The following is a 15,609-nucleotide window of genomic DNA, read 5'->3' as shown; positions in this document are numbered from 1 at the left end:
CGGACGCTAACCGGCCTATGATCTGCGGTCGTCCCGAAAGCGCACATTGTCGGCCCGTGCGGTGAACGATACCCGAACGGTGTTTCCCCGCCGCTCCAGGACATGGCAATCGTAGCGAATGCTGTCCGGCTCGACATACAGGAAAAACCGGTCCGGTATTCCCATCAGGCCGGAAACGGTCAGGCGGGCGCCATCTTCGGCATAGTCTCGCATGGCGGCGTGGAAACGCTGGCCTTGGCCTTCCACGACCAGCCAGGCAAGCCGGTTGGAGCGCCGGTTGTCGGCACGCTTCGACGTCGCAGCTGTTGCTTCCCGCCGTTTCGATGCCGCCTTCGGCGAGCCCAATTCCGCCCCACTTCTTGTTATTGCGGTTTCAAGCACTTACGTAATCCGTTGTGATCAGTTTCAACGCTCACGCTAGTCCAGTATGGTTAATGCGGCCTTAAGCTGGAACCGCAAGGGAGGGGTTTGATGAATCCGCTTTTCGACATGCTCAATCAGATGCAAAAAGCGCAGGGGCAGGCTTCGCTCGCCGAGCAGATGTCCGGACAGTTCGGCATTCAACAGCAGCAAGCACAACAAGCCATTGAAGCGCTTATGCCTGCCTTTGCCCAGGGCTTGCGGCGGAATGTCAGTTCTCCCCAGGGATTTGCCGGGTTCATGCAGGCGCTCGCCACCGGCAATCACACCCGCTACACGCAAAACCCTGCAGAAGCTTTTTCACAATCCGGCCTTGAAGAAGGAAACGCCATTCTCGGTCATCTTTTTGGTGGCAAGGAGGTCAGCCGGGCCGTGGCCAGGCAGGCGGAAGCGGCAAGCGGCCTTTCCCAAAGTATTCTGAAACAAATGCTGCCGGCACTTGCGCCCTTGATCATGGGCGGCCTGACCCAGCAGATGACGGGCGCACAACAAAGCAGGATGCAGGCAAGTTCACAGCCTGCAAACGCCTTTGGCGGTGGTGGCATTCTCGGCCAAATTCTCGAACAGATGATGCGCAACGGCATGCTGGGTGGAAAAACCGGCGGTGGTGCGCAACCGCGCTCTCCGGGTGGACGCAACCCGCTTGAGGAGATTCTGGAACAGATGACAGGCCGGCGCAGCCCGGACGGCGGCCGCGGTGCTCCGTCAGGAAACTCAGGCGACAATCTGGGGGATATTTTCAACGACATGCTGAAGCAAGGCCCCGGCGGACGGTCACCCTATCGCGAAGCTGGTGACAGCGATCCTTATGAGGCACCGCAAACCGGGCCCGAGGCAGGGCACGAGCACGATGAGCCTGCAACGCAGGATAGCCGGCAGCGCCAGGGCTATCCCGAAGGCACAGGGCTTGAAGACCTTTTCGGCGACCTGTTCAAGCCGCCAAGCGGAAGCTCTCCGAAATATGAAAAGGACATCGAATCCATTTTCGATGAGTTTCTTCCCAGGAAGTAGCGAGCTCGGCAAAACCGGCGCCCGAACCGGCCACAAGATTGTAACAACCTCGTTTACCTGACTGAAACCCGGCTTTCCTACAATTGCAGCATCATTGCAATGACGGGAAAACGAACATGGTGGACAAACGGTTTCAGCCGGTTTCAGGCCTCGATCTGCCGCGCTTTGCGGGCGTTCCGACTTTCATGCGCCTGCCGCAAGTCGATCCAGCATCAAAAGATCTGTCGAATGTCGATATCGGGTTGATCGGCGCACCCTGGGACGGCGGCACCACCAACCGGCCTGGCCCGCGCCACGGCCCAAGGCAAATCCGTGACCAGTCAACCATGATCCGGGCGCAGAACGGCCATACCGGTATTCGCCCGTATGAACTGGTCAATTGCGCAGATCTGGGCGATGTCGGCCCTAACCCGGCCAGCGTCGAGGACAGCCTTGAGCGCTTTACCAGCTATTATGACCACATCAGACAAGCTGAAATCCTGCCGTTGACGGTGGGCGGCGATCATCTTTGCACGCTCCCCATCCTGCGTTCTCTTGGGCGTGGCAATCCGCTTGGCATGATCCATTTCGACAGCCATACCGATCTGTTTAAATCCTATTTCGGCGGCTTCCAATATACCCACGGTACGCCGTTCCGCCGGGCAGTGGAGGAAGGGCTGCTCGATCCCAAACGCGTTTGCATGATTGGCATACGCGGAACCGCCTATGACAGCGAAGACCGGGATTTCGCCGACAGTGTTGGCATTCGTGTCATCGCAATCGAGGAGTTCTTCAAGCGGGGTGTCGATGATGTCATGCAGGAAGCGCGCGCAATTGCCGGGGATGGACCGACCTATGTCTCCTATGACATCGATTTTGTCGACCCGACCTTTGCCCCCGGCACCGGGACACCGGAGATCGGCGGTCCCAATTCCTTTCAGGCAATCGAAGTCGTGCGCCATCTCGATGGCCTCAACTTCGCAGGGGCCGATCTGGTGGAGGTTTCTCCCCCTTTCGACCAAAGCGGCAACACCGCCTATCTCGCCGCTTCCATACTGTTCGAACTGCTTTGCGTGATGGCTGTATCCCGAGCAGGCCGCAATGCCGGCTGAACACGCCTTTAGCCTTATGACCATGGAGCCATCAATGAACCCGCCTGCCCTTGTTATTTCCGAACTCAGCAAGACATTCGACAAGCCTGCAGTCCGCGATTTGTCGCTCACGATCCGGCCGGGCGAGTTCTATGCGCTTCTTGGCCCCAACGGTGCGGGCAAGACGACAACGCTCAAAATGGCCGCGGGCCTGCTGGTTCCCGACGCCGGGCGGATATCGGTCTTTGGTCACGACATGCTGAACGACCCGCTCGGTGCAAAACAAGTTACCGCCTGGGTGCCCGACGAACCGATGATCTATGACCGGTTGACACCGCTTGAATATCTCGAATTCGTCGCCGGCCTGTGGGATGTTCCGGGCGACAAGGCACAGGAGAGTGCGCATCAGATTCTCGATGTGCTTCAGCTTTCGCCCCATGCCCATGAACGCTGCGAAGGGTTTTCCAAAGGCATGCGGCAGAAGGTGGCGCTTGCCGGTGCGCTCATCCATGAACCCCGGCTGATCATTCTCGATGAACCCCTGACCGGGCTTGATGCGGGTTCTGCCCGTCTGGTCAAGGATGTGCTGCTGCGCCGGGTCGAGGAAGGCTGCACGGTAATCCTGACCACCCACATCCTGGAAGTGGCTGAACGCATGGCGCAGCGCATCGGCGTTATTGCCCGCGGACAACTGGTCTGCGAGGGCACGCTGGATGAACTTCGCAAGGCAAATGGCGGTCATGAGAGCCTGGAAGACATATTCCTGAAGGTTGTTGCTCAAAGCGGCCATGAACAGGCCACCCAAGAGCACGCCGCATGATGGCGGCCAACTCCACGCTCTGGTTTGCGTTGCATGAATTGCGCATTTCCTGGCGCGATCTTTATGCCATGCTGTCGGCCAACAAACCGGGCCGTGGCAAGCGCATAGCCGCAATCGGCGGAGCGATCCTTCTGGCCCTGCATTTTCTTGCCTGGGCTGCCTTGAAGGGGATCGGCATTGAAAAAATCCCGCCCGATCTGCCGACGCTGGTCATGGTCAGCGGCTTTCTGCTGCTGCCTTTGTCGCTGATGGCTTCGCAGGCGATGGAATCGATCACACGTGCCTTTTACAACCGCTCGGATCTTGAACTGATCCTGGCTTCACCCGCGCCTTCGCGAAAACTGTTCTTCGTGCGCATGCTGGCGATCGCGCTTTCAACCAGCGGGCTGACGCTGGTCGTTTCAATGCCGGTTATCAACATCCTGGCGCTCACCGACAGTCCGGCCTGGCTTGTTGCCTATCCCGTTATTTTCTCGCTCGGCATGGGCGCTACCAGCGCCGCCATTGTGCTGACCATGGGAATGTTCACCGTGCTGGGGCCAAAGCGAACCCGGCTGATTGCCCAGATCGTGGCAGCAGTCGTTGGTGCCGGTTTCGTCATCGGTGTGCAATTATTGGCAATTGCCTCGATCGGATCGATCTCGCGGCTTGCCTTTCTTCAATCGGAAGCCGTGCTTAATGCTGCGCCGGCAGCAGGGCATTTCATCTATCTTCCCGCATTGGGCGCGATGGGCGATTTGGGCGCTGCGCTTGCCGTCTGTGTCGGCGCCATCCTGCTGTTTGCGCTGACGCTGGCTGCCACTGCCGGCCAGTACGGCCATATTGTCCTGAAGGCAGCGTCAATCGATAAGAGCACCGGCAACAAACGCCATGACCGGGCTTCATTCGACAGTGCGGGTGCGGCAGCCGTGTTGCGGCGCAAGGAATGGAAACTGCTGTTGCGCGACAAATGGCTGATTTCACAAACGCTGATGCAGCTTTTATACCTTGTTCCGCCCGCCTTCATGCTCTGGAACAATTATGGCGAGGATCATTCCGCCATGGTGGTTGTGGTTCCGGTCATCATCATGGCGTCAGGCCAGCTTGCAGGCGGTCTTGCCTGGCTGGCCATATCGGGAGAAGACGCGCCGGAACTGGTGACGACCGCACCGGTGGCTGCAGGCAAGATTGTCCGGGCAAAGGTGGAAGCGGTTTTTTCAAGCGTGGCCATCGTCGTGGCGCCGCTGCTGCTGGCAACCGCCCTGCTGGCACCCAAGGCAGCATTGATCGGCCTTGTCTGCATCAGCGCCTCGGTGGTTTGCGCCACGGTGATCCAGCTCTGGTTCCGCAGTCAGGCAAAGCGCAGCAGCTTCCGCCGGCGCCAGACGTCTTCCCGGCTCGCAACCTTCAGCGAGGCGTTCTCTTCCATATTGTGGGCCGGTGTTGGCGGCCTGTGGATTGCCGGTTCCCCGGCTGCGGCTGCCGTTGCGGGCCTGGTGCTGTGCGGCCTTGCATTCACCTGGTGGATCAGCCCGGCACGCCAGACCTTCACCGCCCGCAAGGCCTATTCGCAAAGGCTGGCTTCCTGATCCCGGCAAATGGGGCGCATCTTGCTGCTTCAATTTTTTTGACTGCCGATGGGTTCTCAAACCTGTTAGGGTCAGGACAGCACTTTTCTGCGCGAACCAATCTGACGGAATATCATGTCTTTGAACCACGGAAGGGAACAACTGGCCATTCCCGGCCCGTCTGTCATTCCCGATCGGGTGCTTGCCGCCATGCACCGCCCCTCGCCCAATATTTATGAAGGCGAGCTTATCGATCTTACTGCCAGCCTTTATCCCGATCTCAAGGCGGTTGCCCGCACCGCCCACAGCGCTGCCATCTATATTTCCAATGGCCACGGCGCCTGGGAAGCGGCGCTGCGCAATACGCTTGTTGAAGGCGATGGCATTCTCGTGCTTGCAACCGGACGGTTTGCGGACGGCTGGGCCGATCTGGCCGAGAGCCTGGGTATCGATTGCACGCGGATTGATTTCGGCATGCAGGGTCAAGCCGATCCGGCAAAACTCGAGGAAGCGTTACAGGCGGATACCGAAAAACGTTACAAGGCTGTGCTGGTGGTTCAAACGGACACCGCTTCCTCCGTGCGCAACGATATTCCGGCACTTCGCCAGGCGATCGACACTGCCGGCCATGATGCGCTGTTCATGGTCGATTGCATCGCTTCGCTCGGCTGCGACCGCTACGAGATGGACCAATGGGGTGTCGATGTGACCGTGGCCGCCTGCCAGAAAGGATTGATGACGCCTGCGGGCATCGCTTTTTTGTTCTTCAACGAAAAGGCCGCAGCCGCACGCGGCCGTGCGCGGCCCGGCCTCTACTGGGATTGGCATCCGCGCGCCAACCCGGAGATCTACTATCAGCAATTCGGGGGAACGGCGCCGACCCAGCATCTGTACGGACTGCGCGCTGCGCTTGACATGATCGTGCATGAAGAAGGCCTGGAAAACGTCTGGAATCGGCACGAAACCCTGGCGCAAGCCTATTGGGCAGCGGTGGATGCCTGGGGTGCCGGTGGCAAGATATGCCATAATATTGCCGACCGGCAAAAACGAAGCTGTGCGGTTTCGACCATCGAGACTGCGCCGGAGGATGCCGCACGATTGCGCAAATGGACGGAGAAGGAAGCCGGCATCACCCTTGGCATCGGACTTGGTTTTGGCACGCCGGGTTCAGCCGGCTACAACCGCCGTTTTCGCATCGGCCATATGGGACACCAGAACATTCCCATGACCTTCGGTGTGATCGGTGCGATCGATACCGCGTTGAAAGCACTCGGCATTGACCATGGCGACGGCGCCCTGGAAGCAGCGGCAAAGGTGATGGCAGCGAATACTACCGCAAAGGAATAAGCGGTCCTGTGAGGCTTTCGTCCATCCGGTGATCTGGTAGGATCGTGGGCCGAATCCTACTTACCGCGCAAAAACCATGACCCGCATTGATCCTGAAACCGGTGAAATCCTTTCCAAGCCCGAAGGTTCGGGAGGAACCTCCAACGTCACCGAATTTTCGGTTTCGCAAATCTCCGGCCAGCTCAAACGGCTGGTTGAAGATACGTTTGGAAGGGTGCGCATTCGCGGGGAGATCGCCGGTTATCGCGGGCCCCACTCTTCCGGCCACATGTATTTTGCGCTCAAGGACGACAAGGCACGTATTGAAGCGGTCATCTGGCGGGGCGTCGCCGGCCGGTTAAAGCACCGGCCGGAAGAAGGCATGGAAGTTGTCGCAACCGGCAAACTGACGACCTATCCCGGCTCATCGAAATATCAGATCGTCATCGACCAGATTGAACCGGCAGGTGCCGGCGCATTGATGGCATTGCTGGAAGAGCGCAAGAAAAAGCTCGAAGCCGAAGGCCTGTTCGCCGAGGCGCGCAAGAAGCCCCTGCCCTATCTTCCCCTGGTCGTGGGAGTCATTACCTCGCCTACCGGTGCAGTGATCCGCGATATCCTGCACCGGATATCCGATCGTTTTCCCCTGCATGTCCTTGTGTGGCCGGTTCGCGTTCAGGGAGAAACCACCGGCACCGAAGTTGCCAATGCCATCAACGGCTTCAATGTGCTGGAGCCGGCTTCTGCCCTGCCCCGGCCGGACGTCATCATTGTTGCGCGCGGTGGCGGCTCGGTGGAAGACCTGTGGGGGTTCAATGATGAGGTGGTTGTGCGCGCGGTGGCCAAATCCGCCATTCCGCTTGTTTCCGCCGTTGGCCATGAAACCGATTGGACACTGATCGATCTGGCTGCCGATATACGTGCACCAACGCCCACAGGCGCAGCGGAGTTCGTGGTGCCGGTCAAGGGTGAACTGGAAGCCCACCTTGCCACGCTCGCAGCGCGGCTGGGCTCTGCCCTTTCAAGGTTCATGGAAAACCGGCGAACCGCACTCCGGGCGGCAGCGCGGGGCCTGCCTTCGCCCGACAGCCTGTTCGCCTTGCAGAACCAGCACATCGATGCAATCGCCCTGCGGCTTGACCGCGGCCTGGTATCGGCCGTGCAGGCAAAATCGGCGCAATTGGGAAGGACCGCAGGCAGGCTCGGCCCTTCCCTGCTTTCCGTGCCAATCCGCCACAATCACCAGAAACTTGCCTTTGCGGCATCCCGGCTGGCTGGCGCACAGACCAGCCGGATTGAGGCAAAACGCTCCCAACTGCAGCGCCTTCGGCTCAACCCGGTGCTGCTCAACGTGCCGATGCGGGAGGCGAAAAGAAAGTTCGATCAATCCTCACATGCCCTGGCTAACCAGCGGCGGGCTGGAATGGAGCGCTTCTCCGGCCGGCTTCAACAGGCCGCACGCCTGCTTTCCTCCTACAGCCACGAAAAAACGCTGGAACGCGGCTTTGCGCTGGTCAGGGACGGCAAGGGCGCAGTAATAACGCGCAGTGCGCAGACAGCACCGAAAACGGGCTACTCGGTGGCGTTCGCCGATGGCGCGATCGATGTGGTGCGTCTTGATGGCACCAGCAAAGCAAAAGTGGCACGAAGGCCTGCGGCCAAAAGCAAAAAAGAAAAGACGGCAAAACAGGGGGACCTTTTCTGATCTTTCCTGCCAAGCCCTTTAATTCCGCCTTTGCCATTCCCATTATTGACATCTTACTGTTCTTAAAGAGGGTCAGTCTTGTACAAGGCAGACCGGATAATTTAACGATTTGTTAACCATTGTTACTCGACAATTACGAAACGGAACGCTTACAGACACGAGCCATGACCACAACTGCAATCAGTTTTTCGCCCCTAAGGCACCTTGCAAACTCGCTGGCACTGCTGCTTCAACGCCCGCCGAGAAGGCAGGTAGCAGCGCTTTGCTATCGCCGGCGCAAGGGGAAAACGGAAGTGCTGCTGGTGACAACGCGCAATACCAAACGCTGGATCCTTCCCAAAGGTTGGCCGGGCGCAAGACGCTCTGCTGCGAAAACGGCAACCATTGAGGCCTATGAAGAAGCCGGTATCATCGGCGAAGTGGCGAACCGGCCACTTGGCGAATACCGCTCGCAAAAGGGCCTCGGCAATGGTTTTACCGTGCGCACTGCCGTTACCGTTTTTCCGCTGAAAGTGAGCAAGCAGGTCAGCGATTTTCCGGAAAGTGGCGAACGCAAGCAGCGCTGGCTCACGCCTGAACAAGCGGCCGAATTATGCGGCGATGAGGGTTTGCGTGATATTCTCCTTTCGCCAAAGGCCAAAAGCCTGTTGATGGCTGCCTAGAGGCCGCCAAACTCCTTGCATACAGAAAAATAGGTCTGTTACCGGAAAGGCTGACAGCGCCGCCGGAGCATTCATGGATACCAAGAAGCCGACCCTCGACAAGGATCTCGACAAGATCAGCTATGTCGAGGAAGCAGCCGGCAATCTGGCGCGCGGGTATGCGGCACCGGGACTGGCGCTGCTTTTCATCATCCTTGTCATGGTTATTGCCACGGCGTTTTTTGCCGGCGCCACTGGCGCCTGGCTGATTATCGCGGCGGCGGCCATTGGCGGCTATATGGCGCTCAATATCGGCGCCAATGACGTTGCCAACAATGTGGGACCTGCGGTCGGCTCCAACGCCATGACGATGGGAACGGCGCTGATCATCGCAGCCGTGTTCGAAAGCGCCGGCGCATTGATCGCAGGCGGTGACGTCGTTGGCACCATCTCCAAGGGCATCATCGACGTTGATGCGGTGGCAGACAAGAATGTTTTCCTGGCGGCAATGCTGGCGGCCCTGGTTTCCTCCGCATTGTGGGTCAATCTGGCGACCTGGGTCGGCGCGCCGGTGTCGACGACCCATTCCATCGTTGGCGGCGTGATGGGGGCAGGAATTGCGGCAGCCGGATTTTCCGCGGTCAACTGGCCGACCATGAGCAGCATCGCGGCAAGCTGGATCGTGTCGCCCGTGCTGGGTGGCATCATCGCGGCGCTGTTCCTGTTTTTCATCAAGGAAATGATCATCTACCGCGAGGACAAGATCGCCGCAGCAAAGCGATGGGTACCCGTGCTGATCGCCATCATGGCCGGCGCGTTTACCTGCTATCTGGCGCTCAAGGGTGTAAAGAAGGTCATCAGGATTGATTTGACGACTGCATTGCTGCTTGGTCTTGGGGCGGGCATTGTCACATGGGCAGGCACAAGGCCGTTGATCGCCAAACAGGCTGAAGGCCTTGAAAACCGCAATCAGTCGGTGCGGCGGCTCTTTGCGATCCCGCTGGTGTGTTCGGCCGCTCTTCTCTCTTTTGCCCATGGCGCCAATGACGTCGCCAACGCCGTCGGACCGCTTGCTGCCATTGTTCATACGGTGGAACTGGGCGATGTGGCGCCCAAGGTCAGCATCCCGCTTTGGGTCATGGTGGTAGGGGCGCTCGGCATTTCCCTCGGCCTGCTGCTGTTCGGCCCGAAACTCATCAAGATGGTGGGAGAACAAATCACCCGGCTCAACCCCATGCGTGCTTATTGCGTTGCGTTGTCGGCGGCCATTACGGTGATTATTGCGTCCTGGCTGGGACTGCCGGTTTCATCGACCCACATTGCCGTGGGGGCGGTGTTTGGCGTTGGCTTTTTCCGCGAATGGTACACGGAGAACTCCAAGAAGCGGCGGGCATGGGTCAAGGCGCATGAAAGCCGCAATCAGCCGAACACCGGGGAAATCCGTGACAGGCAGGAAGTTGCCCGGCGCAAACTGGTGCGCCGCTCCCATTTCATGACCATCGTTTCTGCATGGATCATCACCGTTCCCGCAGCCGCGCTGCTTTCGGCGGTGATGTACTTCGTGCTGTCGACCGTGCTGGTCTGATCGGCATGCCCAAGCGGCCGGCCACAGTTCGGCAAATCAGCTAGAGCGTGTCCTGATTAGCTGCAATCGCCTGAACCTGGTTCCCGGGCCTTCGGGCTGCGTTGCAAAACGCTGACAGTGCCTGCACTGCTGCGCTTTTTGCGCCTTGCCGAAGTCCCGGTTACCGGCGTTCAAACGATTCCATCTAACCAGGACACGCTCTAATCGCTTTCAACCGCGCCAGCAGGCTTGAGGTGTCCCAGCGATTGCCACCCATTTTCTGGACATCCTTGTAGAACTGGTCGACCAGCGCAGTGACCGGCAGGCTGGCGCCGTTGCTGTCAGCCTCGGCAAGACATATGCCGAGATCCTTGCGCATCCAGTCAACCGCAAAGCCGTGCTCATACTGGCCTTCATTCATGGTCTTGTGGCGGTTTTCCATCTGCCAGGAGCCGGCAGCCCCCCTGGAAAGCACACTGATCAGCTTTTCCACATCAAGCCCTGCGTTCTGAGCAAAATGAATGCCCTCGGACAGGCCTTGCACCAGACCGGCAATGCAGATCTGGTTGACCATCTTGGCAAGCTGCCCGCTTCCTGCCGGTCCCATAAGACCAATCATGCGGGCATAGCAGTCGATCACCGGCTCGGCCTTTTTGAAGACGGCTTCATCGCCGCCAACCATCACGGTGAGAACGCCGTTTTCAGCGCCCGCCTGGCCGCCGGAAACCGGAGCATCGAGAAAACCGATGCCCTTTTCGCCAGCCCGTTCGGCAAGTTCACGCGCCACGACCGCAGAGGCAGTGGTGTTGTCGATGAAGACCGACCCCGCCTGCATCGAATGAAGGGCCCCGCTCTGTCCGGTGACGACGGACCGCAAGTCATCGTCATTGCCAACACAGGCAAAGACGAACTCACAATCACGTGCCGCCTCTTTCGGCGTGGATGCCGATTTGCCGCCAAATTCGCCTGCCCATTTTTCCGCCTTGGCGGCGGTTCGGTTGTAGACGGTGACATCGTGGCCTGCCTTGGCGATGTGACCGGCCATGGGATAGCCCATGACACCCAGCCCGAGAAACGCAACCTTTGCCATACCTTCCTCCAAAAAACACGACTTGCTTCCGTTTAGAACAATTCAGGCTTTGACGGAATCGGAAAAACCAGAATGTACAAAGCGTGGGCAGCTTACGGCAGCGGGCCGACGCCGAAGAGGACCGGGTGAACCGATATTAGCACGGCATAAAGAACAACCCCTGCTGCGCAGCGAAGAACAAATTCGGCCCTTTCGAAAGGAAAAGACAAGAGCGGGGTCAAGGCAACCGCCTGCTGGAGCGTTTGCCACCGGGCGCCCATTTGCCTTTTCATGCGCTTGTCGACCAGAAGCTGGCCAATGAATGCGAATATCGCAAAAACACCGAACAGAAGAACATGAGCAAGATCGCCATTCGGCACTACATGGGAAAGCGCCCATAGCGCCAGCGCCACCAGCAGCGGATGACGCATCCAGCGCACCAGGCCCGCCCGCTCGGGATTGAAATCATCATTGTTCGCACCGCCAAAGGAGAACGGGTTCGGCCGGGCCATGGCGAGGGCAACCAGCAGGCAGACCGGCAGCATGGCCATCAACGGAACGTGGTTTTGCCAGGGGTCATATTGCCACAACGCCACGTAAGGCGCTCTGCCGGCAGCAGAGATGAGCCAGGCAAGCACACCCAGGGACAAAGCCGAATAAGCAAATGTAAAGCCCCGCACGCCGAGATGGCCCACCAGCCAGGGACGGACCGGCGGCCGCACGGGGATTGCGTGCGTTAGAAGGAACGCCGCGAACGCAAGGAGGAATTCAGCCCAGTTCATGGGTGGAGCACCTAGTTCTTGAAATGGCAGAAGAATTCAAACCCATCATGCGTTCGTTGGCTGGTTGTGTGTGGCGATAGCGTGTATCCGGGCATATGAGAAAGCCATCATCAACTGCAATAGCGGTGCGCAAACCAGCAAGAAAACCGGCAGAAGCAATATCAGACCACCGCTGATCCCCAGATAAAGATACAGATTGTGCGGATGATCCATATAGAGGACTGCACATTTATCTTCCGCAGGCAATTCCCTCACAAGCCTCCGTTTGTCGTATGCGCCATATCCCAGGAAAGGACGTACAAGCCATGCGTTGAACGCAAAATCGTAGATGGCAAGCCGAAGCGTTATGTTCAGGTCCTTGCCGCTACCGGTTAGATCTTCGACCTTTGCGGAGCCGTCCTGGCAGTTGGAGACTGCCGATTTTTCTTCCAGATCCTGACTTTTTGCCGAGGGGACGGAAGACAACTGGTTTTCGATGTTTCCGGTGGTTCGCCAATCCACGGATTTATCACAAGCCGTTTGACTGCGGGCCAGCTTTTGGTCGCTTCAGGAACCACTTTGTCCCAGTGGAGCCCGCCAAGCAGCGCAAGCAGGACGAACATCAAACAGGCTGCCTTTACATGACCAAGGCAGATCAGCACCATGGCCGTCCCGATTGATGCTGTGGCAATGCCGATCCAACCGGCACGGCTTTCGGAAAAAACGATGATGTTGAAAAAGAATACCGTCACAACGAGGGGAGCAAGCCACCGCGTGCCTTGCAGGTCAGAGGCCGTTCCTGAACGGCAAGAACGGTTGTCCACACCGAGGCGCAGATGAGAATAACGGCAAAATCATCGAAGAAATTCGGATTGCGGCTGAAAAAGCCGCTTCCCCGCCCAAGCAACGTTTCCAACCCGATGCCTGATGAAAGCCCCCCCGTTACCAGCACATAAACGAGTTTGATCAAGACAAGCGCAAACAAGCCAAGGTGGTAGGTGCGGTACATTCTTGCCGCATCAAGCGGGATTTGAAGAAGTGCCACGTGGGTGAAATCGGCGAGAACCGGAGTGAGCAGGAGAAGAATGAAGAGCCTGTGATGGTGCAAGATACTGGCTGCAAAAAAGCAGATACGGTTGGCACCATTTGCCATTAGAGCCAATTCTGTCTAACGCAATGTCATAATTGGAAAGTGTGGTAAATCCAGACCGAACAAACCGTTCTTTCCCAAAAACACTGAAAGTGCCATGAAACGACTCTTCGACATCGCTGTTTCCTCATTGATGCTTGTAGTGCTGGCACCGGTCATGGCGGCCATTGGAGCAATGATCTGGATAAACATGGGAAGACCGGTATTGTTCGCACAGGTAAGACCGGGGCTTAACGGCACGCCTTTCAAGATGCTCAAATTCCGCACCATGACGAACGAGAAAGACAGGCAAAACAATCTTTTGGTTGACGGCAAACGCCTGACCCGCCTGGGCAAATGGTTGAGAGCGAACTCACTGGACGAACTGCCGGAACTTTGGAACGTGCTAAAGGGCGAAATGAGCCTGGTTGGCCCCCGCCCGCTACTGATGGAATATCTGCCGCTCTACAATCAACGGCAGATGAGGCGTCATGAGGTCAGACCCGGGATCACCGGATGGGCTCAAGTCAATGGGCGAAATGCCATTTCCTGGGAGGAGAAATTCGAGTTGGACATCTGGTATGTTGACAACCGGTCATTTCTTCTTGATCTGAAAATCATTGTGTTGACCATCCTTCGCGTGTTTTCCCGGAAGGGAATTTCTGCTGATGGTGAAGCGACCATGCCGAGATTCAGAGGCTGATCGTGGAACGCCTTACTATAATCGGTAGCGGCGGCCATGGGCTGGTGGCGGCGGAAACCGCGGAAGCGATGGGAGTTTTTGCTCCCATCGAGTTCGCCGATGACCGATATCCTGAGCAAACGAAATCGGGCCCTTGGCCTGTGACCAGGCGCATTCAAGCCGTTGTTGATAACCCGGCAGTCGGTGAATTGCTGTTCTCGGCAGTCGGTGACAACGCCACCAGAGCCGCTATTGACCGAAAGCTCGGTTTTCCTGCAATGCCGCAGATTGTGCATCCCACGACAAGCATCTCACGCCATGCAAAGCTGGGAGATGGAACGCTTGCAGTTGCCGGGGTTGTGGTAAACATCAACGCTAGGATAGGCCGCTGTGTCATTCTCAACACGGCCTGTTCCATTGATCACGATTGCGAATTGGCAGATTACGTTCATGTCTCGCCAGGTGCCAGGCTTGCAGGGGGCGTGTGTGTCGGTACCGGAAGCTGGATTGGAATTGGTGCTGTGGTTCGCGAGGGAATCGCAATAGGCAAAAACGCTGTGGTTGGCGCCGGATCCGTAGTCGTATCCGATGTGGCTGACGGAGAGGTTGTATTCGGCGTTCCTGCCGGGCAAAGAAGCAAGCGCAATGAGCGGTGAGAACAAACACCCATGGCCGAATTACTCGGACGAGGAAATCAAGGCCGCTGAACGCGTGCTTCGGTCCAACCGTGTCAATTACTGGACGGGTGAAGAATGCCGGATGTTCGAGCACGAATTCGCTGCGTTTGCGGGCACGAAACACGCAATTGCCGTGGCCAATGGCACGGTCGCGCTGGAGCTCTCCCTTCATGGCCTAAGAATCGGCGAACGCAATGGCGGAAGTGCCAGTGATGAAGTCGTTGTCACCCCTAGAAGCTTTATCGCGTCGGTATCCTGCGTGATTAACGCCGGCGCTACGCCGGTCTTTGCCGATGTTGACCGGCATACCCAGAATATTTCTGCAGAAAGTATCCGAGCGGTTGTCACCAAGAACACTCGCGCCGTAATTTGCGTCCACTTGTCGGGCTGGCCGTGTGACATGGATGCAATTCGCGTTGTTACCGAGCCGCGCGGAATCAAACTGATCGAGGATTGTGCACAGGCCCATGGTGCTTCCTACAAGGGCAAACCGGTAGGATCTTTGGGAGATGTTGCTGCATGGTCTTTTTGCCAGGACAAGATCATGACCACTGGTGGTGAAGGCGGAATGATAACCTGTTCAGATGATGCACTTTGGCAACGCATGTGGTCATTCAAGGATCACGGCAAGGACCACGAAAAAGCTGTTTCGAATGAAGTTGGCGCCGGATTTCGCTGGCTGCACGACTCGTTCGGGTCCAACTACCGAATGCTGGAAATCCAGGCCGCAATCGGCCGGATACAGCTGAAACGAATGCCCCAATGGCATGCAGAGCGGGCAGCGAATGCGGAAGCCGTCAAGAAAATCCTCGCCCCTGCACGGGGGAAAGCGGCTGGCTTCGCGTCCCGGTTCCAGGTGATCATGATTGCGATGGTGCTGCGGAAAACGTCTTAGAACACGGCTGGTACCGCATCTATGCGTTTGTGAGGCCTGAAAGGCTGCCTGGGGGCTGGGATCGCGACCGTATAGCCAAGATGTTCGCCGATCAGGGATTACCATGTATGCAGGGCATTTGCCCTGAAATCTATCTTGAAAAAGCCTTTGATGATACCGGCCTGCGACCTGCACAACGATTACCCATTGCCCGGGAACTCGGAGAAACCAGTTTGATGTTTTTCGTTCATCCGGGAATGACTTATCCGCAAATAGAGTTTCCAGCAGAGCTTAGAACGGTATAAAAGGCACA

17 protein-coding genes are annotated in these 15,609 nt (G+C 57.7%); 12 read left to right on the top strand and 5 right to left on the bottom strand.

Annotated elements, in window-relative coordinates; all coding sequences use genetic code 11:
- Nucleotides 1-15 precede the first annotated feature (15 nt).
- Nucleotides 16-381, bottom strand: a complete 366-nt coding sequence (locus BVL55_RS02960; protein ID WP_156892393.1) for a hypothetical protein — start codon at nucleotides 379-381, stop codon at nucleotides 16-18.
- Nucleotides 382-471: 90 nt separating this feature from the next.
- On the opposite strand from BVL55_RS02960, the gene BVL55_RS02955 reads away from it, so the two are divergent.
- From BVL55_RS02955 to BVL55_RS02920, 8 genes are all read left to right on the top strand, one after another.
- The gene (locus BVL55_RS02955) at nucleotides 472-1,431 is read left to right on the top strand and encodes a DUF937 domain-containing protein (RefSeq protein WP_075995660.1); all 960 of its coding nucleotides are present in this window, start codon (nucleotides 472-474) and stop codon (nucleotides 1,429-1,431) included.
- Between the two features lie 116 nt (nucleotides 1,432-1,547).
- Nucleotides 1,548-2,522 carry an agmatinase gene (locus tag BVL55_RS02950; RefSeq protein ID WP_075995659.1) on the top strand — a complete coding sequence of 325 codons (975 nt, stop codon included), beginning with the start codon at nucleotides 1,548-1,550 and terminating at the stop codon, nucleotides 2,520-2,522.
- Between the two features lie 34 nt (nucleotides 2,523-2,556).
- On the top strand, nucleotides 2,557-3,321 hold the full coding sequence (locus BVL55_RS02945) for an ABC transporter ATP-binding protein (RefSeq protein ID WP_244530576.1): 765 nt from the start codon (nucleotides 2,557-2,559) through the stop codon (nucleotides 3,319-3,321).
- On the top strand, nucleotides 3,318-4,889 hold the full coding sequence (locus BVL55_RS02940) for a hypothetical protein (RefSeq protein WP_083649338.1): 1,572 nt from the start codon (nucleotides 3,318-3,320) through the stop codon (nucleotides 4,887-4,889). Before BVL55_RS02945 ends, BVL55_RS02940 begins: the two co-directional genes overlap by 4 nt.
- A 114-nt stretch (nucleotides 4,890-5,003) precedes the next feature.
- The gene (locus BVL55_RS02935; RefSeq protein WP_075995658.1) at nucleotides 5,004-6,215 is read left to right on the top strand and encodes a pyridoxal-phosphate-dependent aminotransferase family protein; all 1,212 of its coding nucleotides are present in this window, start codon (nucleotides 5,004-5,006) and stop codon (nucleotides 6,213-6,215) included.
- A 76-nt stretch (nucleotides 6,216-6,291) separates the two neighbouring features.
- Nucleotides 6,292-7,899 (top strand): exodeoxyribonuclease VII large subunit, encoded by a 1,608-nt coding sequence (gene xseA, locus BVL55_RS02930; RefSeq protein WP_083649337.1) that lies wholly within the window; start codon nucleotides 6,292-6,294, stop codon nucleotides 7,897-7,899.
- Nucleotides 7,900-8,063: 164 nt separating this feature from the next.
- A complete protein-coding gene (locus BVL55_RS02925) occupies nucleotides 8,064-8,561 on the top strand; it encodes an NUDIX hydrolase (protein ID WP_075995657.1) in 498 nt (165 codons plus the stop codon).
- 73 nt (nucleotides 8,562-8,634) lie between these two features.
- Nucleotides 8,635-10,125, top strand: a complete 1,491-nt coding sequence (locus tag BVL55_RS02920) for an inorganic phosphate transporter (protein ID WP_075995656.1) — start codon at nucleotides 8,635-8,637, stop codon at nucleotides 10,123-10,125.
- A 184-nt stretch (nucleotides 10,126-10,309) separates the two neighbouring features.
- Here the strand turns inward: BVL55_RS02920 and BVL55_RS02915 are convergent, their stop codons facing one another.
- The 4 genes from BVL55_RS02915 to BVL55_RS02900 all read right to left on the bottom strand — a co-directional run bounded on the left by BVL55_RS02915 (nucleotide 10,310) and on the right by BVL55_RS02900 (nucleotide 13,087).
- A complete protein-coding gene (locus tag BVL55_RS02915) occupies nucleotides 10,310-11,194 on the bottom strand; it encodes an NAD(P)-dependent oxidoreductase (protein WP_075995655.1) in 885 nt (294 codons plus the stop codon).
- A gap of 92 nt (nucleotides 11,195-11,286) precedes the next feature.
- The gene (locus BVL55_RS02910) at nucleotides 11,287-11,895 is read right to left on the bottom strand and encodes an NnrU family protein (RefSeq protein ID WP_244530575.1); all 609 of its coding nucleotides are present in this window, start codon (nucleotides 11,893-11,895) and stop codon (nucleotides 11,287-11,289) included.
- Between the two features lie 105 nt (nucleotides 11,896-12,000).
- Nucleotides 12,001-12,456 (bottom strand): O-antigen ligase family protein, encoded by a 456-nt coding sequence (locus BVL55_RS02905; RefSeq protein WP_075995653.1) that lies wholly within the window; start codon nucleotides 12,454-12,456, stop codon nucleotides 12,001-12,003.
- A gap of 226 nt (nucleotides 12,457-12,682) precedes the next feature.
- Nucleotides 12,683-13,087, bottom strand: coding sequence for a hypothetical protein (locus tag BVL55_RS02900; protein WP_075995652.1), 405 nt, complete (start codon nucleotides 13,085-13,087; stop codon nucleotides 12,683-12,685).
- A gap of 94 nt (nucleotides 13,088-13,181) precedes the next feature.
- Here BVL55_RS02900 and BVL55_RS02895 point away from each other — a divergent pair, with 94 nt between their 5' ends.
- The 4 genes from BVL55_RS02895 to BVL55_RS16965 all read left to right on the top strand — a co-directional run bounded on the left by BVL55_RS02895 (nucleotide 13,182) and on the right by BVL55_RS16965 (nucleotide 15,601).
- Nucleotides 13,182-13,766, top strand: coding sequence for a sugar transferase (locus tag BVL55_RS02895; protein WP_075995651.1), 585 nt, complete (start codon nucleotides 13,182-13,184; stop codon nucleotides 13,764-13,766).
- Between the two features lie 2 nt (nucleotides 13,767-13,768).
- Complete coding sequence (locus tag BVL55_RS02890) at nucleotides 13,769-14,401, top strand: NeuD/PglB/VioB family sugar acetyltransferase (protein ID WP_075995650.1); 633 nt, start codon at nucleotides 13,769-13,771, stop codon at nucleotides 14,399-14,401.
- Entirely contained in the window at nucleotides 14,334-15,317 is a 984-nt protein-coding gene (locus BVL55_RS02885; protein WP_342097866.1) for a DegT/DnrJ/EryC1/StrS family aminotransferase, read from the top strand. The genes BVL55_RS02890 and BVL55_RS02885 overlap by 68 nt, the downstream gene beginning before the upstream one ends.
- 80 nt (nucleotides 15,318-15,397) lie before the next feature.
- Nucleotides 15,398-15,601 carry a hypothetical protein gene (locus BVL55_RS16965; RefSeq protein ID WP_244530573.1) on the top strand — a complete coding sequence of 68 codons (204 nt, stop codon included), beginning with the start codon at nucleotides 15,398-15,400 and terminating at the stop codon, nucleotides 15,599-15,601.
- The last annotated feature ends 8 nt before the right edge of the window (nucleotides 15,602-15,609 follow it).

The sequence above is a fragment of the Salaquimonas pukyongi genome, assembly GCF_001953055.1.
Classification (GTDB): Bacteria; Pseudomonadota; Alphaproteobacteria; order Rhizobiales; family Rhizobiaceae; genus Salaquimonas; species Salaquimonas pukyongi.
The sequence above is the reverse complement of the archived record's forward strand: the minus strand, read 5'-3'. Positions and strand labels throughout refer to the sequence as shown.